This window comes from Mycobacterium parmense (assembly GCF_010730575.1).
Taxonomy (GTDB): Bacteria; Actinomycetota; Actinomycetes; order Mycobacteriales; family Mycobacteriaceae; genus Mycobacterium; species Mycobacterium parmense.
In genome coordinates this window covers 5,934,280-5,952,912 of the sequence record NZ_AP022614.1, presented here as the reverse complement: position 1 = coordinate 5,952,912, position 18,633 = coordinate 5,934,280, and the positions used below count along the sequence as shown (strand labels likewise).

General features: G+C 69.7%; 15 protein-coding genes and 4 pseudogenes. 9 read left to right on the top strand and 10 right to left on the bottom strand.

The features are described 5' to 3' along the window. Positions 1-52 precede the first annotated feature (52 nt). Entirely contained in the window at positions 53-919 is an 867-nt protein-coding gene (gene mca, locus G6N48_RS27615; RefSeq protein ID WP_232066735.1) for a mycothiol conjugate amidase Mca, read from the bottom strand. Between the two features lie 111 nt (positions 920-1,030). Here mca and G6N48_RS27610 point away from each other — a divergent pair. Further along, positions 1,031-1,464 (top strand): annotated as a pseudogene (locus G6N48_RS27610) (DUF4307 domain-containing protein). Positions 1,465-1,683: 219 nt separating this feature from the next. Further along, complete coding sequence (gene greA / locus G6N48_RS27605; protein WP_085269410.1) at positions 1,684-2,178, top strand: transcription elongation factor GreA; 495 nt, start codon at positions 1,684-1,686, stop codon at positions 2,176-2,178. Between the two features lie 9 nt (positions 2,179-2,187). On the opposite strand, the pseudogene G6N48_RS27600 reads toward greA, so the two are convergent. From G6N48_RS27600 to G6N48_RS27585, 4 genes and pseudogenes are all read right to left on the bottom strand, one after another. Continuing rightward, a pseudogene (locus G6N48_RS27600) lies at positions 2,188-3,349 on the bottom strand (cystathionine gamma-synthase). A 34-nt stretch (positions 3,350-3,383) separates the two neighbouring features. Continuing rightward, positions 3,384-4,117: pseudogene (locus G6N48_RS27595) on the bottom strand (RDD family protein). Between the two features lie 92 nt (positions 4,118-4,209). Next, positions 4,210-5,628, bottom strand: coding sequence for a cystathionine beta-synthase (locus G6N48_RS27590; protein ID WP_232066734.1), 1,419 nt, complete (start codon positions 5,626-5,628; stop codon positions 4,210-4,212). A gap of 67 nt (positions 5,629-5,695) precedes the next feature. Then, positions 5,696-6,763 (bottom strand): annotated as a pseudogene (locus G6N48_RS27585) (alpha/beta hydrolase). A 245-nt stretch (positions 6,764-7,008) separates the two neighbouring features. Between G6N48_RS27585 and G6N48_RS27580 the strand changes: the two are divergent. Next, positions 7,009-7,974 carry an SGNH/GDSL hydrolase family protein gene (locus G6N48_RS27580; protein ID WP_139825791.1) on the top strand — a complete coding sequence of 322 codons (966 nt, stop codon included), beginning with the start codon at positions 7,009-7,011 and terminating at the stop codon, positions 7,972-7,974. Between the two features lie 77 nt (positions 7,975-8,051). Beyond that, complete coding sequence (locus tag G6N48_RS27575; protein ID WP_085269416.1) at positions 8,052-9,269, top strand: acetyl-CoA C-acetyltransferase; 1,218 nt, start codon at positions 8,052-8,054, stop codon at positions 9,267-9,269. A 65-nt stretch (positions 9,270-9,334) separates the two neighbouring features. Here G6N48_RS27575 and G6N48_RS27570 read toward each other — a convergent pair whose 3' ends face one another. Next, entirely contained in the window at positions 9,335-10,195 is an 861-nt protein-coding gene (locus G6N48_RS27570; protein WP_085269417.1) for a Bax inhibitor-1/YccA family protein, read from the bottom strand. A gap of 226 nt (positions 10,196-10,421) precedes the next feature. Here G6N48_RS27570 and G6N48_RS27565 point away from each other — a divergent pair, with 226 nt between their 5' ends. Genes G6N48_RS27565 through G6N48_RS27555 form a run of 3 tightly spaced genes read left to right on the top strand, consistent with a single transcriptional unit; the run spans position 10,422 to position 14,023 of the window. Next, positions 10,422-11,459 carry an enoyl-CoA hydratase/isomerase family protein gene (locus G6N48_RS27565; protein ID WP_085269418.1) on the top strand — a complete coding sequence of 346 codons (1,038 nt, stop codon included), beginning with the start codon at positions 10,422-10,424 and terminating at the stop codon, positions 11,457-11,459. Between the two features lie 13 nt (positions 11,460-11,472). Next, positions 11,473-12,255 (top strand): enoyl-CoA hydratase, encoded by a 783-nt coding sequence (locus tag G6N48_RS27560; RefSeq protein ID WP_085269419.1) that lies wholly within the window; start codon positions 11,473-11,475, stop codon positions 12,253-12,255. Between the two features lie 10 nt (positions 12,256-12,265). Beyond that, positions 12,266-14,023 carry an alpha/beta hydrolase gene (locus G6N48_RS27555; protein WP_085269420.1) on the top strand — a complete coding sequence of 586 codons (1,758 nt, stop codon included), beginning with the start codon at positions 12,266-12,268 and terminating at the stop codon, positions 14,021-14,023. Here G6N48_RS27555 and G6N48_RS27550 read toward each other — a convergent pair. Both G6N48_RS27550 and G6N48_RS27545 read right to left on the bottom strand, forming a co-directional pair. Continuing rightward, positions 14,020-14,466, bottom strand: a complete 447-nt coding sequence (locus G6N48_RS27550; protein ID WP_085269421.1) for a rhodanese-like domain-containing protein — start codon at positions 14,464-14,466, stop codon at positions 14,020-14,022. The genes G6N48_RS27555 and G6N48_RS27550 overlap by 4 nt on opposite strands. Continuing rightward, the gene (locus tag G6N48_RS27545) at positions 14,466-15,044 is read right to left on the bottom strand and encodes a cysteine dioxygenase (protein ID WP_085269422.1); all 579 of its coding nucleotides are present in this window, start codon (positions 15,042-15,044) and stop codon (positions 14,466-14,468) included. Before G6N48_RS27545 ends, G6N48_RS27550 begins: the two co-directional genes overlap by 1 nt. A gap of 116 nt (positions 15,045-15,160) precedes the next feature. Here G6N48_RS27545 and G6N48_RS27540 point away from each other — a divergent pair, with 116 nt between their 5' ends. Together G6N48_RS27540 and G6N48_RS27535 are read left to right on the top strand one after the other, a co-directional pair. After that, complete coding sequence (locus G6N48_RS27540; protein WP_169718435.1) at positions 15,161-15,604, top strand: lipoprotein LpqV; 444 nt, start codon at positions 15,161-15,163, stop codon at positions 15,602-15,604. Positions 15,605-15,675: 71 nt separating this feature from the next. After that, positions 15,676-16,764, top strand: coding sequence for a patatin-like phospholipase family protein (locus tag G6N48_RS27535; protein ID WP_139825787.1), 1,089 nt, complete (start codon positions 15,676-15,678; stop codon positions 16,762-16,764). Positions 16,765-16,774: 10 nt separating this feature from the next. Here the strand turns inward: G6N48_RS27535 and G6N48_RS27530 are convergent, their stop codons facing one another. Next, on the bottom strand, positions 16,775-17,650 hold the full coding sequence (locus G6N48_RS27530; RefSeq protein ID WP_085269425.1) for a patatin-like phospholipase family protein: 876 nt from the start codon (positions 17,648-17,650) through the stop codon (positions 16,775-16,777). Between the two features lie 46 nt (positions 17,651-17,696). Continuing rightward, positions 17,697-18,575 carry a class II glutamine amidotransferase gene (locus G6N48_RS27525; RefSeq protein ID WP_085269426.1) on the bottom strand — a complete coding sequence of 293 codons (879 nt, stop codon included), beginning with the start codon at positions 18,573-18,575 and terminating at the stop codon, positions 17,697-17,699. Positions 18,576-18,633 lie beyond the last annotated feature (58 nt).

Genomic DNA, 18,633 nt, shown 5'->3' with positions numbered 1-18,633 from the left:
GCGTCGGTTTGCCACCCGGTCCAGACGGCCGCGCCATAGGCGAGCAGGTGGTTCATTCGTCGCCCTCCAATCCGCGAAAAGGTCGTCCTCGGGCAGTCGCACCGACGCGTGACCGGGCCAACTCGAACTCCTCGGTCGGCCATAGCCGCTCCTGCCAGGCGATCGGGGCGGCGAAGAAGTCGTGGTTCGGGTCGATCTGGTGGCGTGCGCCCGCAATGCGTCGTCGCGCTGGCCGAAATACGCAGAGCACTCCACGCGCGTCGTCACCCGCGATTCGAACGGGTCGTGGTCGGCGTCCCAGTGCTCGAGCCACCTTGAACGGTGGCTCGTGGCCGTGCTTGACGGCTTCGTCGTGCAGCAACTGCATCCGCGCCCGCAGGAACCCGTGGTTGTAGTAGAGCTTGGACACCGACCACGGCTCGCCGGCGTCCGGAAAGCGCCGGTAGTCACCGGCCGCCTCGAACGCGCCGATCGAAACCTGATGGCAGCGAACGTGATCGGGATGCGGATAGCCGCCGTTCTCGTCGTAGGTGGTCATCACGTGCGGCCGGAACTCCCGGACCACCCGAACCAGGGCCTCGACGGAGACCTCCAGCGGCACCAGCGCGAAACAACCCTCGGGCAGCGGTGGCGGCGGGTCGCCCTGGGGCAGTCCGGAGTCGACGAAACCGAGCCACGTGTGCTCGACGCCGAGTATCGCGGCGGCCTTGGCCATCTCGTCGCGGCGAATCTCGGTGATGTGCCCGCGCACGTCGGGCAGGTCCATCGCCGGATTGAGAATGTCGCCGCGCTCGCCACCGGTCAACGTCACCACCATGACCCGATGGCCCTCGTCGGCGTAGCGGGCCAGTGTCGCGGCACCCTTGCTGGATTCGTCGTCCGGGTGGGCGTGCACCGCCATCAACCGCAGCTTGCTCACGTGCCCCCTTGTCGGTCCGCTGATCACCCGGATCAGACCCTATAATTGCAGTTCCGTTCGCTGCATGACGTCGGCGGGCACCACCCCACCGATAATCGAGACGTACCAGGCATGACCGAAATTCCTCCGCCACGCCCCGAAAGCCGCTACGGGCGGCCCCGGCTGTCGCGCGTCTCCCGGCACCGCCTGGTGATCGTCGGGTCCGCGCTGGTGATCGCGGCGGGCGTCGCGGTCGCCGTCATCGGCTACCAGCGGCTGGCTACCAGCGACGTCACGGGGTCACTGGCCGGCTACGGGTGATCGACGCCCAGACGGCGTCGGTAACGATCAGCGTGACCCGATCCGACCCGGCGCGTCCGGTGGACTGCATCGTCCGGGTGCGGTCCGAGGACGGCGCAGAGACGGGCAGGCGGGAGGTATTGGTCGCTCCGTCCCGAGAATCCACGGTGCAGGTGACGACGACGCTCAAGTCCAGCAAGCCTCCGGTGATGGCCGATATCTACGGTTGCGGCACCGACGTGCCCGGCTACCTGCGCCCGGGCTGACCGTCCCGCGGAGGCTCAGCTGCGAATTTTCAGGGTCATCATCTGTTTGCGCGGTGGTAACATGGATGAATGCACGGTTCCAGCTGGGACCGTGTATTGCTGCATTAATGGCCGTGAGAACAACGGACCGCAGCACGCGGGCACAATCCCGGTTACCCGGCGGCGGAGTTCGAGAGCTCACGCGGATGCGCGGAACGACAATAAGAGGAGCACGACGAGATGACGGATACTCAGGTGACCTGGCTGACCCAGGAGTCACATGACCGACTCAAGGCCGAGCTCGACCAGCTGATCGCGAATCGTCCGGTCATCGCCGCGGAGATCAACGACCGGCGCGAGGAGGGCGACCTGCGCGAGAACGGCGGCTACCACGCCGCCCGCGAGGAGCAGGGTCAGCAGGAGGCGCGCATCCGCCAGCTGCAGGACCTGCTGAACAACGCGAAGGTCGGCGAGGCGCCCAAGCAGTCCGGAGTGGCGCTGCCCGGTTCGGTGGTCAAGGTCTACTACGACGGCGACAAGTCCGACACCGAGACGTTCCTGATCGCCACCCGCCAGGAAGGCGTCAACGACGGCAAGCTCGAGGTCTACTCGCCCAACTCGCCGCTGGGCGGGGCGCTGATCGACGCCAAGGTGGGCGAGACCCGCAGCTATGTCGTGCCCAACGGCAGCACCGTCGAGGTCACGCTGATCAGCGCGGAGCCCTACCACGCGTAGTCGCGGCGACTACGCCAGCGCCTGCTCGAGATCGCCGAGCAGATCGGCGACGTCTTCGATGCCGACCGACAGGCGCACCAGGTCGTCGGGTACTTGAAGTTGCGAACCCGCGACCGACGCGTGCGTCATGGCGCTCGGATGCTCGATCAGCGACTCCACCCCACCCAGCGATTCGGCCAGGATGAACACTTCGGTTCTGGCGCAAAGGCTTTGAGCGGCCGCCCGGCCGCCGCGCAGGCGTATTGACACCATCCCACCGAATCCGCTCATCTGCCGGGCCGCGACGTCGTGCCCCGGATGGCCGGGCAGGCCCGGATACAGCACGGTGTCGACGGCGGATTGCCCGGCGAGGAATTCGGCTACGGCCAAGGCGTTTTCGCTGTGCCGCTGCATCCGCAGCACCAGCGTCTTGAGCCCCCGCATGGTGAGGTAGGCGTCGAACGGGCCCGGCACCGCGCCGGCCCCGTTCTGCAGGAAAGCGAAGGCGTCGTCCAGCTCTTCGTCGTCGGTGATCAGCGCGCCACCCACCACATCGGAGTGTCCGCCGATGTACTTGGTGGTCGAGTGCAGCACGATGTCGGCGCCCAGCGTCAACGGCTGCTGCAGCGCGGGTGAGGCGAACGTGTTGTCCACCAACACCTTTGCGTGCGATTGCGCACCGATCTCGGCGAGCGCGCCGATGTCGGCGATGGACAGCAGCGGGTTGGTGGGCGTCTCGACCCAGATGAGCCGGGTTTGCGGTGTGATCGCCGCGCGGACGGCGTCGAGGTCGTACAGCGCCACCGGCGTGTAACCGACGTTCCACTGCGTGAACACCTTGTCGATCAGCCGGAAGGTGCCGCCGTAGGCGTCGTTGGGAATCACCAGGTGGTCGCCGGGACGCAGCAGCGCCCTCAGGGCGCAGTCGGTGGCGGCCATCCCGGCGCTGAACGCGCGGGCGAACGCGCCCTCCTCCACGGCCGCCATGGGAGGCCTCCAGCGCCGCGCGCGTGGGATTGCCGGTCCGCGCGTACTCGTAGCCGCCGCGCAGCACCCCCACGGCGTCCTGGGCGAAAGTGCTGCTCGCGTATATCGGCGCGTTGACCGCCCCGGTCGCCGGGTCCGGCCGATAGCCGGCGTGGATCGCCTTGGTGGCCAGCCCGGTGAACTCGCGGTGCCGATCGTTGCTCATCGACGGCCAGCCTAGTGACAGCCCGGGTCGTCGGTCAGCCTTGCGGGATCGGCAGACAGACCGTCGACATGATCTTGTCGGCCAGCGTCTGCCGCTTGGCGTCCCAGAGCGGGAAGAGGAACCCGACGAAGCAGATGGCGGCGTCGATGAAATGCGCGAGGAAGCGCACGACGGACTTCCCGAAGCCGATGGGTTGCCCGGTGATCTCGCTGACGACCTTGAACTTCATCACCGACTTGCCCAGGCTCGACCCGGTGGTGCCCTGGCGGTAGCCGTAGTTCCAGATCAGGTAGAACAGCCCCAACACAGACGCCAGCCACTGCGCGATCAGCCCCAACGTCGAGTTCTCGGTGGCGCAGTACTGGTTGACGGCGTACTGGGTGATGTCGGTGACGCAGGCTGTCTGCTGGGTGGAGTACAGGATCGCGGCGCCGATGCCGTGCAGAACGGCGTACGGGAGGATGTCGATCACGAACGCCAGCACCCGGGTGAGCCACGACGTGTACTCCTGCGTCGGCAGGGTGCGGATCGCCGGTCCGGGAGGCGGCGGCGCGTACCCGCCGGACGGAGGTGGCGGCGGTGGTAGGACCCGCCGGGCGGCGGCGGCGGGGGCGGCGGCGGATAGGAACCGCCGCCGGACGGCGGCGCGGGGACCTCGTGCCCGCCGGACGGCGCCCCATGGTCACCGGAAGGCCCGGACGGCCCGGACGGCCCGGACGAGGGCGCAGGCGGCGGGAAATCGCCACCAGGCGGCGGTTGATCGGTCATGGGCAACCCTCCATCCACGCGGATCGGCCGAACGGGGCATTACAGTACCCGAGCGCCGGCCCGTGCCGGCGCAACCACGAGCGGCCGCCGATCTAGCGTCGGCCCGTCACTCCGCGGGGCCCCTCCGAGAGGAAGCCCAACAGGTCGTAGCGGGTGAGAACCCCGACCGGCTTTCCCTCCACCACCATCAGCGCGTCCCAGTCGCGCAGCGCCTTGCCCGCGGCGGCGGCCAGCTCGCCGGCGCCGATCATCGGCAGCGGCGGGCTCATGTGCTCCGCGACGGCGTCGGCCAGCTTCGCGCGGCCCTCGAAGACGGCCGAGAGCAGTTCGCGTTCGGAGACACTGCCGGCGACTTCACCGGCCATCACCGGCGGTTCGGCGCCGACCACCGGCATCTGGGACACGCCGTACTCGCGCAGGATGCCGATGGCATCGCGCACCGTCTCGGACGGGTGGGTGTGCACCAGATCCGGCAACGCCCCCGATTTGCGGCGCAACACGTCGCCGACCGTGGACTGCTCGGCCGACCCGTCGAGGCGGCTCCGCAGGAACCCGTACGACGACATCCAGGCGTCGTTGAAGATCTTCGCCATGTAGCCGCGCCCGCCGTCGGGCAGCAGGACCACCACCAGCGCTTCGGGCCCGGCCGCGGCGGCAACCCGCAGCGCCGCGACCACCGCCATCCCGCAGGACCCGCCGACCAGCATCGCTTCCTCGCGGGCCAGCCGCCTGGTCATGTCGAAAGAGTCGGAGTCGGAGACCGCGATGACCTCGTCGGGCACCGTCCGGTCGTAGGCCGCCGGCCAGAAATCCTCGCCGACGCCCTCGACCAGGTAGGGCCGCCCGCTGCCCCCCCGAATAAACCGAGCCCTCGGGGTCGGCGCCCACGATGCGCACCCTTCCCCCCCCGGCCGATCGGCGGAGACCTCCTTGAGGTAGCGGCCCGCGCCGGTGATCGTCCCGCCTGTGCCGATGCCGGCCACGAAGTGGGTGACCTTGCCGTCGGTGTCGGCCCAGATCTCGGGTCCGGTGCTGGCGTAGTGGCTGGCCGGTCCTTCGGGGTTGGCGTACTGGTCGGGCTTCCAGGCGCCGCTTATCTGCTCGGTCAGCCTGTCGGAGACGCTGTAGTAGCTGTCCGGGTGCTCGGGCGGCACCGCCGTCGGGCACACGACCACCTCGGCGCCGTAAGCGAGCAGCACGTTGCGCTTGTCCTCGCCGACCTTGTCGGGGCAGACGAAGACACACTTGTAGCCGCGCTGCTGAGCCACCAGCGCCAAGCCGACGCCGGTGTTGCCGGACGTGGGTTCCACGATGGTGCCGCCGGGCTTGAGCAACCCGGCGGCTTCGGCGGCGTCGATCATCCTCGAAGCGATCCGATCCTTCGAGCTGCCACCGGGATTGAGATATTCGACCTTGGCCGCCACGATGCCGGCGCCGTCGGGGACGACGGAGTTCAGGCGGACCAGCGGCGTGCCGCCGATCAGTTCACTGATGTGCTGCGCGATCCGCATGCGTCCATCGTCTCAGGCCGTTTCGGCCGGTGCACGACGGTCTGGCGCCCGGCTGCTGACGCGCTGCCTAATCCGTGGCTTCGCGGATGTAGTCGCCGATCTGGCGCAGCGAACGGATTGCCTCCGGCAGCATCGGGGCGGCCAGCTGGAAGTCGTGCACCTGGCCGGGCCAGACCCGCACCTCGGCCGGCACGCCCACCGCCGCGAGCCTGGTTGCGGCCAGCTGCGCGTCGTGCAGCAAGACCTCGGACCCCGAAACGTGGATCAGGGTGCGCGGCAGTCCCGGTTTGATGTGCTCCAGCGGCTCGTAGATCTCTTCCGGCTTACCGTCGACGACGTTTTTCCCGGCGGCGCCCGCGACGAGCGCGCCGAGCGCGTCGAACGCCTTCGCGGAGAACATCGCGTCGGTCTTGATGTTGGGATGGGCCTGTTTGTATTCCTTGGCCAGCTGCAGCAGCGGCGAGATCGCCACCAGCGCGGCGGGCTCCTCGCCTTCTTCCTGCAGGCGCTGTGCGAGGGTAAGCCCCAAATATCCGCCGGCGGAGTCCCCGGCGAGCACGATCTGGTCGGGCTCGTAGCCGCGCTCGCGCAGCCACCGGTAGGCGTCGTGACAGTCGTCGAGGGCCATTCCACCGAATGCTTGGGCAGCAAGCGATAGTTGACCACCAGGATGGGTGAGTCGGCGAACTTCGACAGGGTTTCGACCAGCCGGCCGTGCGAGTTGGCCCCGCAGGTCAAGAACGCGCCGCCGTGCAGGTAGAGAATCACCCGGCGGGTGCCGTCGGCGGGCAGCACCCCCGGGCGCCCGCACCAGTTGCGCCGACGCGTGCGGCAGCGCGATCGTCTCGCGGACGGTGGCGGACACCGGGAGCAGGACCCGGGCGGCCAGGTCGATGAGCCCCCACGGCCAGGGCAGGTTGGGGACGTGGCTGCCGACGGACAGGACGGGCCGGATCGTCAGCCGGGAGGTCACGGTGGCGACTCGTGCGGCGACGCTGGGCCCGGACTCGAGAACCTCGACGGGAGCGCCGTCGCTGATGGCGAATTTGCGCGCCTGTGCCTTGCGCTTCCTCAGGATGTCATGTGGCCGAAGGGCATTCCGGGGCGAGCCGGATACCTTGTCTGGTGCGGTCATGCTCAACACTTCCTACGCCTTTGTAGTGCGAAACAGCATGTGACACGAGGCGGCCAACGTCTGGTTATGCCCGGTTCCCCAAGCGTTGAGCCGACCTCATGAAATTAGCTTGACAGGCGTTTCTTGGTGGAACATTTGAAGAAGCTGATTCGATACCACTTTTGATTCTCAACGTAACCACATTGTTGACGAGCCGCCCTCGCACGGCTTTCGGCCGTTCTAAAATGTCTCTCGTGACCATCCGGCTGCCGCGTCGTTCGACGATCGCCCTGGCCACAGCGGGCGCACTCGCCTCGACAGGTACGGCCTATCTCGGGGCGCGCAATCTGCTTGTGGGCCAGGCGACGCACGCGCGCACCGTGATCCCGAAGTCCTGGGAGACCCCGCCGCGCGCCGACGGTGTCTACACCAGCGGCGGCGGGCCCGTGCAGCGGTGGCGGCGCGGCATGGCTTACGACTTGCACCTGATGATCTTCGGCGACTCGACGGCCACCGGATACGGCTGCACCAGCGCCGAGGAGGTGCCGGGCGTGTTGATCGCCCGCGGCCTCGCCGAGCAGACCGGCGGGCTCGTGCGGCTGAGCACCAAGGCCATCGTCGGCGCCACCTCGAGGGGCGTCTGCGGGCAGGTCGACGCGATGTTCGTGGCCGGTCCGCCGCCCGACATCGCGGTGATCATGGTGGGCGCCAACGACGTGACGGCCCTCAACGGCGTCAGCCAGTCGGCCCAACGTCTCGGGTTGAGCGTTCGCAAGCTGCGCGCCCGCGGCGCGTTGGTGGTCGTCGGCACGTGCCCGGACCTCGGCGTCATCAGCGTCATCCCGCAGCCGCTGCGCTCGCTGGCGCACGCCCGCGGAAGCCAGCTCGCCCGCGCGCAGGCCGCGGCGGTCAGGGCGGCCGGCGGCATCCCGGTGCCGCTGGCGCAGTTGCTGGCGCACCAGTTTCGCGCCACACCCGAGCAGATGTTCTCCGCCGACAACTATCACCCCTCGGCCGTCGCGTACGCGTTGGCGGCCAACGCCCTGCTGCCGGCAATCTGCGACGCGCTGGGCGAGCAGGTCGAGTCCGCGACGCCGGAGGTGGTGGCGGCCGCGGACGACCCCGCGCCGGGGCCCGGGCAGGCGCGAACCGGCGTGATGACCGGGGTGCGGCGGCGCCCCGCCCCCGAGGCGACCGCCCCGTCGTCGTGCTCGCCGCCGGGCAGCGACTAGATTTGACGCGTCTCGTCGCGGCGGCGTGCGCAGCACCCGCCGGTGACGCGAGCCCACATCCACTGGAGGTAATCGCCATGCCCGAAGCCGTCATCGTCGCAACCGCGCGCTCGCCGATCGGCCGCGCCATGAAGGGGTCGCTGGTCTCGATGCGGCCCGACGACCTGGCGGCCCAGATGGTGCGCGCCGCGCTCGACAAGGTGCCCGCGCTCAACCCGCATCAGATCGACGACCTGATCCTGGGCTGCGGACTGCCCGGCGGTGAATCCGGATTCAACATGGCCCGCGTGGTCGCCGTCGAGCTCGGGTACGACTTCCTGCCCGGGACCACCGTCAACCGGTATTGCTCGTCGTCGCTGCAGACCACCCGGATGGCCTTCCACGCGATCAAGGCCGGCGAGGGCGACGCCTTCATCTCCGCCGGGGTGGAGACGGTGTCGCGGTTCGGCAAGGGCAACTCCGATTCGTGGCCGGACACCAAGAACCCGCTGTTCGACCCGGCTCAGGAGCGTTCGGCCGCGGCGGCCCAGGGCGCCGACGAGTGGCACGACCCGCGCGCCGACGGGAACCTGCCCGACGTCTACATCGCGATGGGCCAGACCGCCGAGAACGTCGCGATCATGACCGGCATCAGCCGCGAGGACCAGGACCACTGGGGCGTGCGCAGCCAGAACCGCGCCGAGGAGGCCATCAAGAGCGGCTTCTTCGAGCGCGAGATCGTTCCGGTGACCCTGCCCGACGGCACCACGGTCAGCACCGACGACGGCCCCCGGCCCGGAACCACCTACGAGAAGGTCAGCGAGCTCAAGCCCGTCTTCCGGCCGAACGGGACCGTCACCGCGGGCAACGCCTGCCCGCTCAACGACGGCGCCGCCGCGCTGGTGATCACCAGCGACACCAAGGCCAGGGAACTCGGCCTGACCCCGCTGGCGCGCATCGTGTCCACCGGAGTCAGCGGCCTGTCGCCGGAGATCATGGGCCTGGGCCCGATCGAGGCGTCCAAGAAGGCGCTGGCGCGGGCCGGCATGTCGATCAACGACATCGACCTGTACGAGATCAACGAGGCCTTCGCCGTCCAGGTGCTCGGTTCGGCCCGAGAGCTGGGCATGGACGAGGAGAAGCTGAACGTGTCCGGTGGGGCGATCGCGCTGGGCCACCCGTTCGGCATGACCGGCGCGCGCATCGCCACCACGCTGATCAACAACCTGCAGACCCACGACAAGACCTTCGGCCTCGAGACCATGTGTGTCGGCGGCGGCCAGGGCATGGCGATGGTGATCGAGCGGCTGAGCTGACGCCCCCGGCCGACGCCCACGAAAAAGGCCGGCACCGAAGTGCCGGCCTTTTTCGTCGTGGCTGACTAGTCGTTCTGCAGATAACTCAGCAGACGCAGGATCTCGATGTACAGCCATACCAGGGTCACGGTCAGCCCCAGCGCGATGCCCCAGGCCGCCCTCTCCGGCGCCCCGGCGCGGATCATCTGATCGGCGGCGTCGAAGTCGATCAGGAAGCTGAACGCCGCGATGCCGATGCACACCAGCGAGAAGATGATGGCCAGCGGTCCGCCGCTGCGCAGTCCGAGGCCGGTTCCGCCGCCGACACCGAACATCGCGAGCACGAAGTTGCCGAGCATCAGGGCCAGCACGCCGAACATGGCAGCGACCAGCATTCGGGTGAACTTGGGTGTGACACGGATGGCGCCGGTCTTGTAGACGACGAGCATGCCGAAGAACACGCCCATGGTGCCCATGATGGCCTCGCCGACCAACATGCCGGCGTTGGCCGACGACACGCTGAAATTCGCCATCACGAACGAGATGGCGCCGAGGAACATCCCCTCGAGGACGGCGTAGCTCAGCACGATCCCCGGGTTGTCCTGCTTGCGGCCCAGGGTCGCGATCAGCACCAGGCCCAGGCCGCCGAGCGCCCCGACCAGGCTCAGCGGCATGGCCAGCGCCAGGTCCGACTTCACCAGGAAGTAGGAGACGGCGGCGGTCGCCGTCAGCACGGCCAGCGTGATGCCGGTCTTGGTGACGACGTCGTCGATGGTGAGAGGCCGGGAGGCCCTGACCTCGCGGGCCTCCTGGTAGGGGGCCTGATAGGGCGCCGAATAGGGGTTGGTCTGGTACCCCTGCACGGGGGGCGCGCCAGTGCCGAACTGCGCGTATCCGCCCCGCTGCTTAGGCAGTGAACGAAATACCGGGTTGCTTGTCTCCCGCACCGTCGGATCCTCTCTTGCTGAAACTGTTGGCTCTAGCTGCGCGAACATCTGCTCAACGATTGGCGGCCGGCCCGGGTTCCCAGCCGCTGGTTGCGGGCGTTTCCGGCCGTTCGGGATCTCTGCTGCCGTCGTCGGGTCAAACATAAACCTTACCCGCGGGCGCCGCTGCGCCAGAGAGGATCTAGATTGCAGGTCGGGAACGGGCCGGCGATGGGAGGGTAAAGGCGTGAGCGACCAATCCGATGAAGTCGTGACCCGCGTCGAGGGCGACGTCGGCCTGATCACGCTCAACCGCCCCAGGGCGATCAACTCGCTCAACCAGAACATGGTCGACCTCCTGCGTGACGTGCTGGCCCGCTGGGCGGACGACGACGCGGTGCGCGCGGTGGTTGTCTCCGGAGCCGGCGAGCGCGGGCTGTGCGCGGGCGGCGACGTCGTGGCGGTCTACCACAGCGCCCGCAAGGACGGGGCCGAGGCGCGGCGATTCTGGCGCGACGAGTACCTGATGAACGGCCAGATCGGCCGGTTCGCGAAACCTTACGTGGCCCTCATGGACGGCATCGTGATGGGCGGCGGCGTCGGGGTCAGCGCGCACGGCAACACCCGGGTGGTGACCGACACCTCGAAGGTCGCGATGCCCGAGGTGGGCATCGGGTTCATCCCCGACGTCGGCGGAGCTTATCTGCTGTCGCGGGCGCCCGGCGCGCTGGGGCTGCATGCCGCGCTGACCGGGGCGCCGTTCTCCGGCGCCGACGCGATCGCGCTCGGGTTCGCCGACCACTATGTGCCGCACGGCGACCTCGAGGCGTTCACCGCGGCGGTGGTCGCCGACGGCGTGGACGCCGCACTGGCCCGCCACGCGGTCGAACCGCCGCCGAGTGAGCTTGCCGCGCAACGGGACTGGATCGACGAATGCTACGCGGGCGACAGCGTCGAGGACATCGTCGCGGCGCTGCGCGGGCATGACGCGCGTCCGGCGAACGACGCCGCCGACCTGATCGCGACCCGATCCCCCATCGCGCTGTCGGTCACCCTGGAAGCGGTGCGCCGCGCGGGCAAGGCGCAGACGCTGGAAGACGTTCTGGTGCAGGACTATCGGGTGTCGTCGGCGTCGCTGCGCTCGCACGACCTGGTGGAGGGCATCCGCGCGCAGCTGGTTGACAAGGACCGCAATCCGAAGTGGTCGCCGGCGGAGCTGGCAGAGGTCAGCGCGGCCGACGTGGAAGCGTATTTCGCCCCGGTCGACGACGACTTGAGTTTCTAGAAAGGCGGTTTGTATGACAGACGCGACTTACGAAACGATCATCGTCGAGCGCGACCACCGGGTCGGCATCATCACGTTGAACCGGCCCAACGCGCTCAACGCGCTCAACAGTCAGATGATGAACGAAGTCACCTGTGCCGCAACCGAATTGGACAACGAATCCGACATCGGAGCAATCGTGATCACCGGCTCGGCCAAGGCGTTCGCCGCCGGGGCCGACATCAAGGAGATGGCCGGCCTCAGCTTCGCCGACGCGTTCGGCGCCGACTTCTTTGCCCCCTGGGCGAAGCTGGCGGCCGTGCGCACCCCCACGATCGCCGCCGTGGCCGGACACGCGCTGGGCGGGGGCTGCGAGCTCGCGATGATGTGCGACCTGTTGATCGCTGCCGACACCGCGAAGTTCGGTCAGCCGGAGATCAAACTCGGTGTGCTGCCGGGCATGGGCGGCTCGCAGCGGCTGACCCGGGCCATCGGCAAGGCCAAGGCCATGGACCTCATCCTGACCGGCCGCACCATCGACGCCGCCGAGGCCGAGCGCAGCGGGCTGGTCTCGCGGGTGGTGCCGGCCGACGATTTGATCAGCGAGGCGATGGCGGTGGCCACCACCATTTCGCAGATGTCGCGTTCGGCGGCCCGGATGGCCAAGGAGGCCGTCAACCGGGCATTCGAATCCACTCTGGCGGAAGGGCTGCTGTACGAGCGCCGGCTGTTCCACTCGGCTTTTGCGACCGCGGACCAATCCGAGGGCATGGCGGCGTTCGTCGAGAAGCGCGCTCCCAACTTCACCCACCGGTAGGACGCCTGGCATGGACGAGCCGGGTTCTGCGACAGACACCGACGCCGAACCGCACGCCGGCCGGACGGCCGAGCCGGCGACCGCGCCGCAGGCCGCGAACGCTCCCGAAGGCGCCGGGCCACCGGCGACCGCCAAGCCCTGGTGGGTTCGTCACTACACCTTCACCGGCACTGCGGGCGGCCTTGTGTTCGTGTGGTTTTCGATGACGCCCTCGTTGCTGCCCCGCGCCGCGTTGTTCCAGGGCCTGGTCAGCGGCATCTCTGGCGCCATCGGTTACGGGATCGGCGTCTTCTCGGTCTGGCTGGTCCGGTACATGCTGGGTTGGAGCTCCAGTCCGCCGGCCCCGCGCTGGGCCTGGAAGGTGCTGATACCCGTCGGCGCGGTCGGCATGGTCGTGATGGCGATCCGATTCCACGTGTGGCAGGACGACGTGCGCGACCTGATGGGCGTCGCCCACCTGAAGTGGTACGACTATCCGCTGGCCGGGGTCTTGTCGCTCGTCATCCTGTTCACCCTGGTCGAGATCGGCCAGTTCATCCGTTGGCTGGTGCGCTTCCTGGTCGGTGAGCTCGACCGGGTCGCACCGATTCGCCTCTCGGCGACCATCGTGGTGGTCGTGCTGATCACGCTCACCATCACGGTGCTCAACGGTGTCGTGCTCAAGTTCGCGATGCGCATCATGAACAACACCTTCGCCTCGGCGAACGACGAGATGAGCCCCGCAACGGCGGCCCCCCTGACGCCCCTGCGCTCGGGTGGCCCGCAGTCGCTGGCGTCGTGGGACTCGCTGGGGCGGGAGGGCCGCATCTTCATCGAAGGGGGTCCCAGCGTCGCGCAGCTCAGCGCCTTCAACGGGACGCCTGCCACCGAGCCGATCCGCGCCTACGCCGGGCTGAACTCCGCGCACGGCATCACCGAGACCGCGGAACTGGCGGCGCGGGAGCTGCAGCGCGAGGGCGGGCTGCAGCGGGCCGTCGTCGCGGTGGGCACCACCACCGGCACCGGCTGGATCAACGAGGCCGAGGCCTCGGCGCTGGAGTACATGTACAACGGCGACACCGCCATCGTGAGCATGCAGTACTCGTTCCTGCCGAGCTGGCTGTCGTTCCTGGTGGACAAGGAGAACGCCCGGCACGCGGGGCAGGCCCTCTTCGAAGCGGTCGACAGGCTGATCCGGCAGATGCCCGAGAACCGGCGTCCCAAGCTCGTCGTCTTCGGCGAGAGCCTCGGGTCCTTCGGCGGCGAGGCGCCCTTCATGAGCCTCAACAATGTCCTCGCCCGCACCGACGGCGCGCTGTTCAGCGGTCCGACCTTCAACAACACCATCTGGACCGACCTGACCGCCACCCGCGACGCCGGGTCACCGGAGTGGCTGCCGATCTACCAGGACGGCAGGGCGGTCCGGTTCGTCGCTCGCGCAAGCGATTTGACCCGTCCGAACTCTCCATGGGACCACCCGCGGGTGGTGTACCTGCAGCACGCTTCCGATCCGATCGCCTGGTGGACCCCCAACCTGCTGTTCAAGGAGCCGGACTGGCTCAAGGAGAAGCGGGGCTACGACGTGCTGCCGCAGACCCGCTGGATCCCGGTGGTCACCTTCCTGCAGGTGTCGGCCGACATGGCCGTCGCGGTGGACGTGCCCGACGGGCACGGACATCACTACGTCGGTGACGTCGCCGACGGGTGGGCGGCGGTACTGTCCCCGCCGGGGTGGACGCAGGAGAAAACCGACAGGCTACGGCCGCTGCTGCACGCCAACAGCGGCTAGATCCAGCGGCGGCCGGGAGCGCCGGCGTGCGCCGGTGCTCCCGGGCCCCGGTCGACGGAGCCGCCGCCGAGCTGCTCGAGCACCCCGGCTCCGGCCAGCGCGTGGTAGCCGCCGATGACGTCGGTGGCGCGGACCAGTCCGATGTCCAGCAGCGCGGCCGCCGCCAGGCTGGAGGTATAGCCCTCCGAGCACAGGATCACCCACTCGACGTCGTCGCCGACGGCTTCGGGCAGGCGGGCGTCGCTGGTCGGGTCGCAGCGCCATTCCAGGACGTTGCGTTCGATCACCAGGGCGCCGGGCACCTCGCCCTCGCGGAAGCGCTGCGCCTGCGGCCGGATGTCGACGAGGACCGCGCCGCGCCGCAGCGCGTCGGGCACCTCGGCGGCGGGAAGCCGGCGGTAGCGGCGCCGGGCGGCTCTGAGCACCAGGTCGATGCGGCTCATCACGGTCCTTCCGGTTGGTCGGTCAGTTCGGTGCGCCGGCGGCGCAGCCTGTTGCGCTCGGTGATCTCGTAGTACGACATCGCGGTCAGCGGCGGCGAGTAGGCGTGCACACTCAGCGTCGCCGGCGCCGTCGCCGCGGCGGCGGACTCGGCCACGGGCCGGGGCGACCACACCACGTCGTGCACCCAGCCCAGCGGGAACCCGGCCTGATCGCCCGCGTCGAGCCTTCGTCGTCGTAAAGTCGTTCCGTCCCAGCGGAATTCGGCCAACGACCCGGACACGACGGTCAACGCGCCCAGCGAGCCGCCGTGGTCGTGCAGCTCAGTGGCGTGGCCGGGAACCCAGCTGATCAGCCAGACGTCAAGCTCGTCGTCGCCGTGGATGCGGGTGAACCAGCGCCGCGATCGCGGTACGCCACCCTCGGGCAGCAGGTGGTCGCAGCGTCCGCTGAGGACGTCGTCGGCGGCTTGGTCGGTGGCGTGCAGCAGGTCGGGCACCCGCAGCCGGGTCGGACCGGAGGAAGGCGTCGCGAAGGAACGTGGGCGCAGGGCAGCGTCATGGGTGACGGGCAGAGACATTTGACGAGGGCTCCAGGATGGGAAGGGTCGGGCAAGCGGCGGCGGGTCAGGGCCGACAACACTCGCAAAATCCGAAGCGCTCCATCACGGCAGCCAGTGTTGCATACATTGAGAACGTGCGTCCGCGCTCTCATCGGCCCCTGCTTTGGGGCGGGGTTGTTCTCGTGGCAGGTCTGTGGCCGGTCGTGGGCTGCTCGCATGCCCCCCAGAACGCCGGGACGGCGCCCTCGCCGGCGCCGTCGACGGCCGCCCGCGGCGGACCGGGCTCGGCGCCGCCGGGCGCCGTCGGGCTTTCCCCCGGAGGGGTGACCACCCGGGTCGACGTGCCCGCGGATTCGACGGAAGAGCAGTACTACCAGGCGTGTCACGCCGCCAAGGTGTGGATGGATGCCCAGCCGAAGACCGGTCAGGCGCAGCTGGAGCCGTACCTGGCGATGGTCCAGGCCGCGCCGTCGGGCACCCCGGGCACGTGGAACCACCGGTGGGCGGACCTGACCCCGGCCCGCCAGGCCGCCGTGATCACGGCCGCGCGCGCGGCCGCCGCCGACGAGTGCGGTTAGTAATTCGGATCACGGCTACTCAAACGTCGGCTCGCCAGACGCCGGGCTGATTCGCCGCGCAGAATGATGGCATGGCCGGCGGACCTGGGTCACCAGCGGCGCGCCGATCGGCGCCGCCCCGGGTGGCCTTGGCGCTCGGCAGCGGCGGCGCCCGCGGCTACGCCCACATCGGGGTCATCGAGGCGCTGCGGGAACGCGACTACAGCATCGCGGGAATCTCCGGCTCGTCGATGGGCGCGGTGGTCGGTGGCTTGGAGGCCGCGGGCCGTCTCGACGAGTTCGCCGACTGGGCGAAGTCCCTCACGCAGCGCGCCGTGCTGCGGCTGCTCGACCTGTCCATCAGCGCGGCCGGCGTGATGCGGGCCGAAAAGATCCTGGACGCGGTCCGCGACATCCTCGGTCCGGTCACGATCGAGGAACTGCCCATCCCCTACACGGCGGTGGCGACCGACCTGTTGGCGGGGAAGTCGGTGTGGTTCCAGCGCGGCCCCGTCGACGAGGCGATCCGCGCGTCCATCGCGATACCGGGGGTGATCGCCCCGCACGAGATCGACGGGCGCCTGCTCGCCGACGGCGGCATCCTCGACCCGCTCCCGATGGCCCCCCTTTCGGCGGTGAACGCCGACCTGACCATCGCCGTGAGCCTGAGCGGCAGCGAGACCATCGGCGCTCGCGAAGACGAGCCCGGTGCCGGCGTCGAGTGGCTCAACCGCGTGGTGCGCAGCACCTCGGCGCTGTTGGACCGGCCCACCGCGCGGGCCGTGCTGAGCAGGTTCGGCGCGACACCCGAAAGCCTCTCGGACGATCCGGACGCCGAACCCGCTACGCCCGACCGGATCGAAGACGAATTGGCGCGCGCCGCAACGGAAATCCCGAAACTGGGCAGCTTCGAGGTGATGAACCGGACCATCGACATCGCCCAGGCGGCGCTGGCGCGCCACACGCTGGCGGTCTACCCGCCGGACCTGCTCATCGAGGTGCCGCGCTCGGTCTGCAGGAGCCTGGATTTTCACCGGGCGCTCGAGGTGATCGACGTGGGCCGGGCTCTGGCAAACCGGGCCCTGGACGCCTTTGAGGTGGGCGGCGAAGCGGGCGGCGAGGCGGGCGCCACGTTGGACGGGGCGCCCGATCGGCCCGCCCCTCCCACCATCGAGGGCTGAGCGAGGCCGGTCAGACCCCGAGGAACCGGGCGACGGCCGCGGCTTCGCGCCGGCCCTGCTCGCGCCCGGCCGTCGCCGAGGCGATGCGGCAGCGCGGGTCGAGCGGGTTGGCCCCGAACGCCGTCAGCGAGGCGCCGTCGGCGAACACGGCGAACGCCGAGCCGCCGAACGCCGCAATCTCGGCGGCCGGCCCGTCGCCGAAGGGCGCCGGCGCGTCCACGCCCGAGGGCACGAGCACCACCGCGACGTCGCAGTCACCGGCCACGCCCAGGTTCACGCTGCTGCCGACCCCTCCGTCCATGTAGCGCCGGCCCCCGATGGCCACCGGCGGCCAGGCCCCCGGCACCGCGCAACTCGCGGCCACCGCGTCGACGAGGTCGACACCCGAATCCCGGTCGAAGACGACCAGCTCGCCGGTGTCGACGTCGATCGCGGTGAGCCGCAGCGGCCGCGCGGGCCAGTCGAGCGAGGGCAGGCGCGCCGCGATGACCTCGCGGCGCACCGGCGCGGGGACCGTGGGGGTCGCCAGCGCGACCGCTCCGATGCGCCGCAGCCGCTGCCGCATGTGGTCCGGTTCGTTTTCGCCCTCACAGGGTTCCGCCAAGGCCGCCAGGAAGAGCTCGGTGATGGTGTCGACGTCGACACCGGAGTCGATTTCGGCCGACGCCTGGCCGACCTGCCGGCCGAACAGCGCGTCGAGGGTGCTGGCGCTGCCGAGTTGCGCGGCGACGGCCGCACCGGCCGAGGTTCCCACCAGCACGTCGGAATCCGTCAACAACCGTGCCGCCGCCGGCGACTCGTCGGCGATCCCGCGCAGAACCCCTATCTCCCAGGCAATCCCGGCGATTCCGCCACCGGCCAGCACAAGCGCACGTCTGGTCCTCACGCCCGCCCACTCTGCCAGCCCCCACCCCCGGCCGACAGGGCAGGGTTCAGGGTGACACCGCCTGTGCCTGCTGCGCCGGCTTGCTCAGATCGGCGGTGCGGAGCAGATGCCGGGGCGGGTCCGGCAGCGCTATGCGGCGCGAGAGGTTCAGCGCGCCGTCGACGTGCACCAGCTCTCCCGACTCGAGCAGGCTCCAGCGCGGGTCGTCGTCCATCGGTTCGCTGGCGAAGACCACCGACGAGCGCGTGCACAGGTGGTCGGAGAGCGCGCGTATCCGCTCGGTGCGCATATGGAATTTGCGGTCCGGCGCCGATGATCGCGAGTCGTGGCGCCGGTCGAGCAGGTAGAGCTGGTTGCCTTCGGGGTAGCGCAGCGCCCACATGTCGGTGGCCGTGCTCAGCAGCAGGTTGACCCCGAAGATCGGTACGTTCGCCGCAAGCCATCCCACGGCGTCGAGGAGTCCGGCCGTCACGTCGCCGTCGTGCGCGCGGACGCCCGCGGTGATCAGGGCGAAGACCCGCTCGGAATCGGTCTTGCCCTCGACGAGGTTGTCGGTGCCCACCTCACGCAGGCGCCGCTCGATGATGTCGAGCCCCTCGACGACGCCGTTGTGCGCGAATATCCGGCCGTCCTGCAGGAACGGGTGGGTGTTGCGCGCGTCGAGCGATCCGGTTGTCGCATAACGGACGTGGGCGACGAACGTGGTGCCACTGAGCTCGTGCGCCTCGGTGGCGAAGGCGGCGTCGTCCCAGGCGGCCATCGGCTGCTTGCACACGACCGGTCGCCCGTGCTCGTCGAAGACGCCCAGGCCCGTGCCGTCGGGGTTCCTCCTGCTCTGCTCGGAGAGGCTGTCGGGCGCGTCGAGCAGCCAGAAGGTCGCGGTGCAGACGTCGGTCCCGGCGTGTAGTCCAAAGAGGCGGCACATGGTCCCGACGGTACCCAAGCGGCGCGGGCGGTCGATGTCCGGTCGAGATTCACCACCC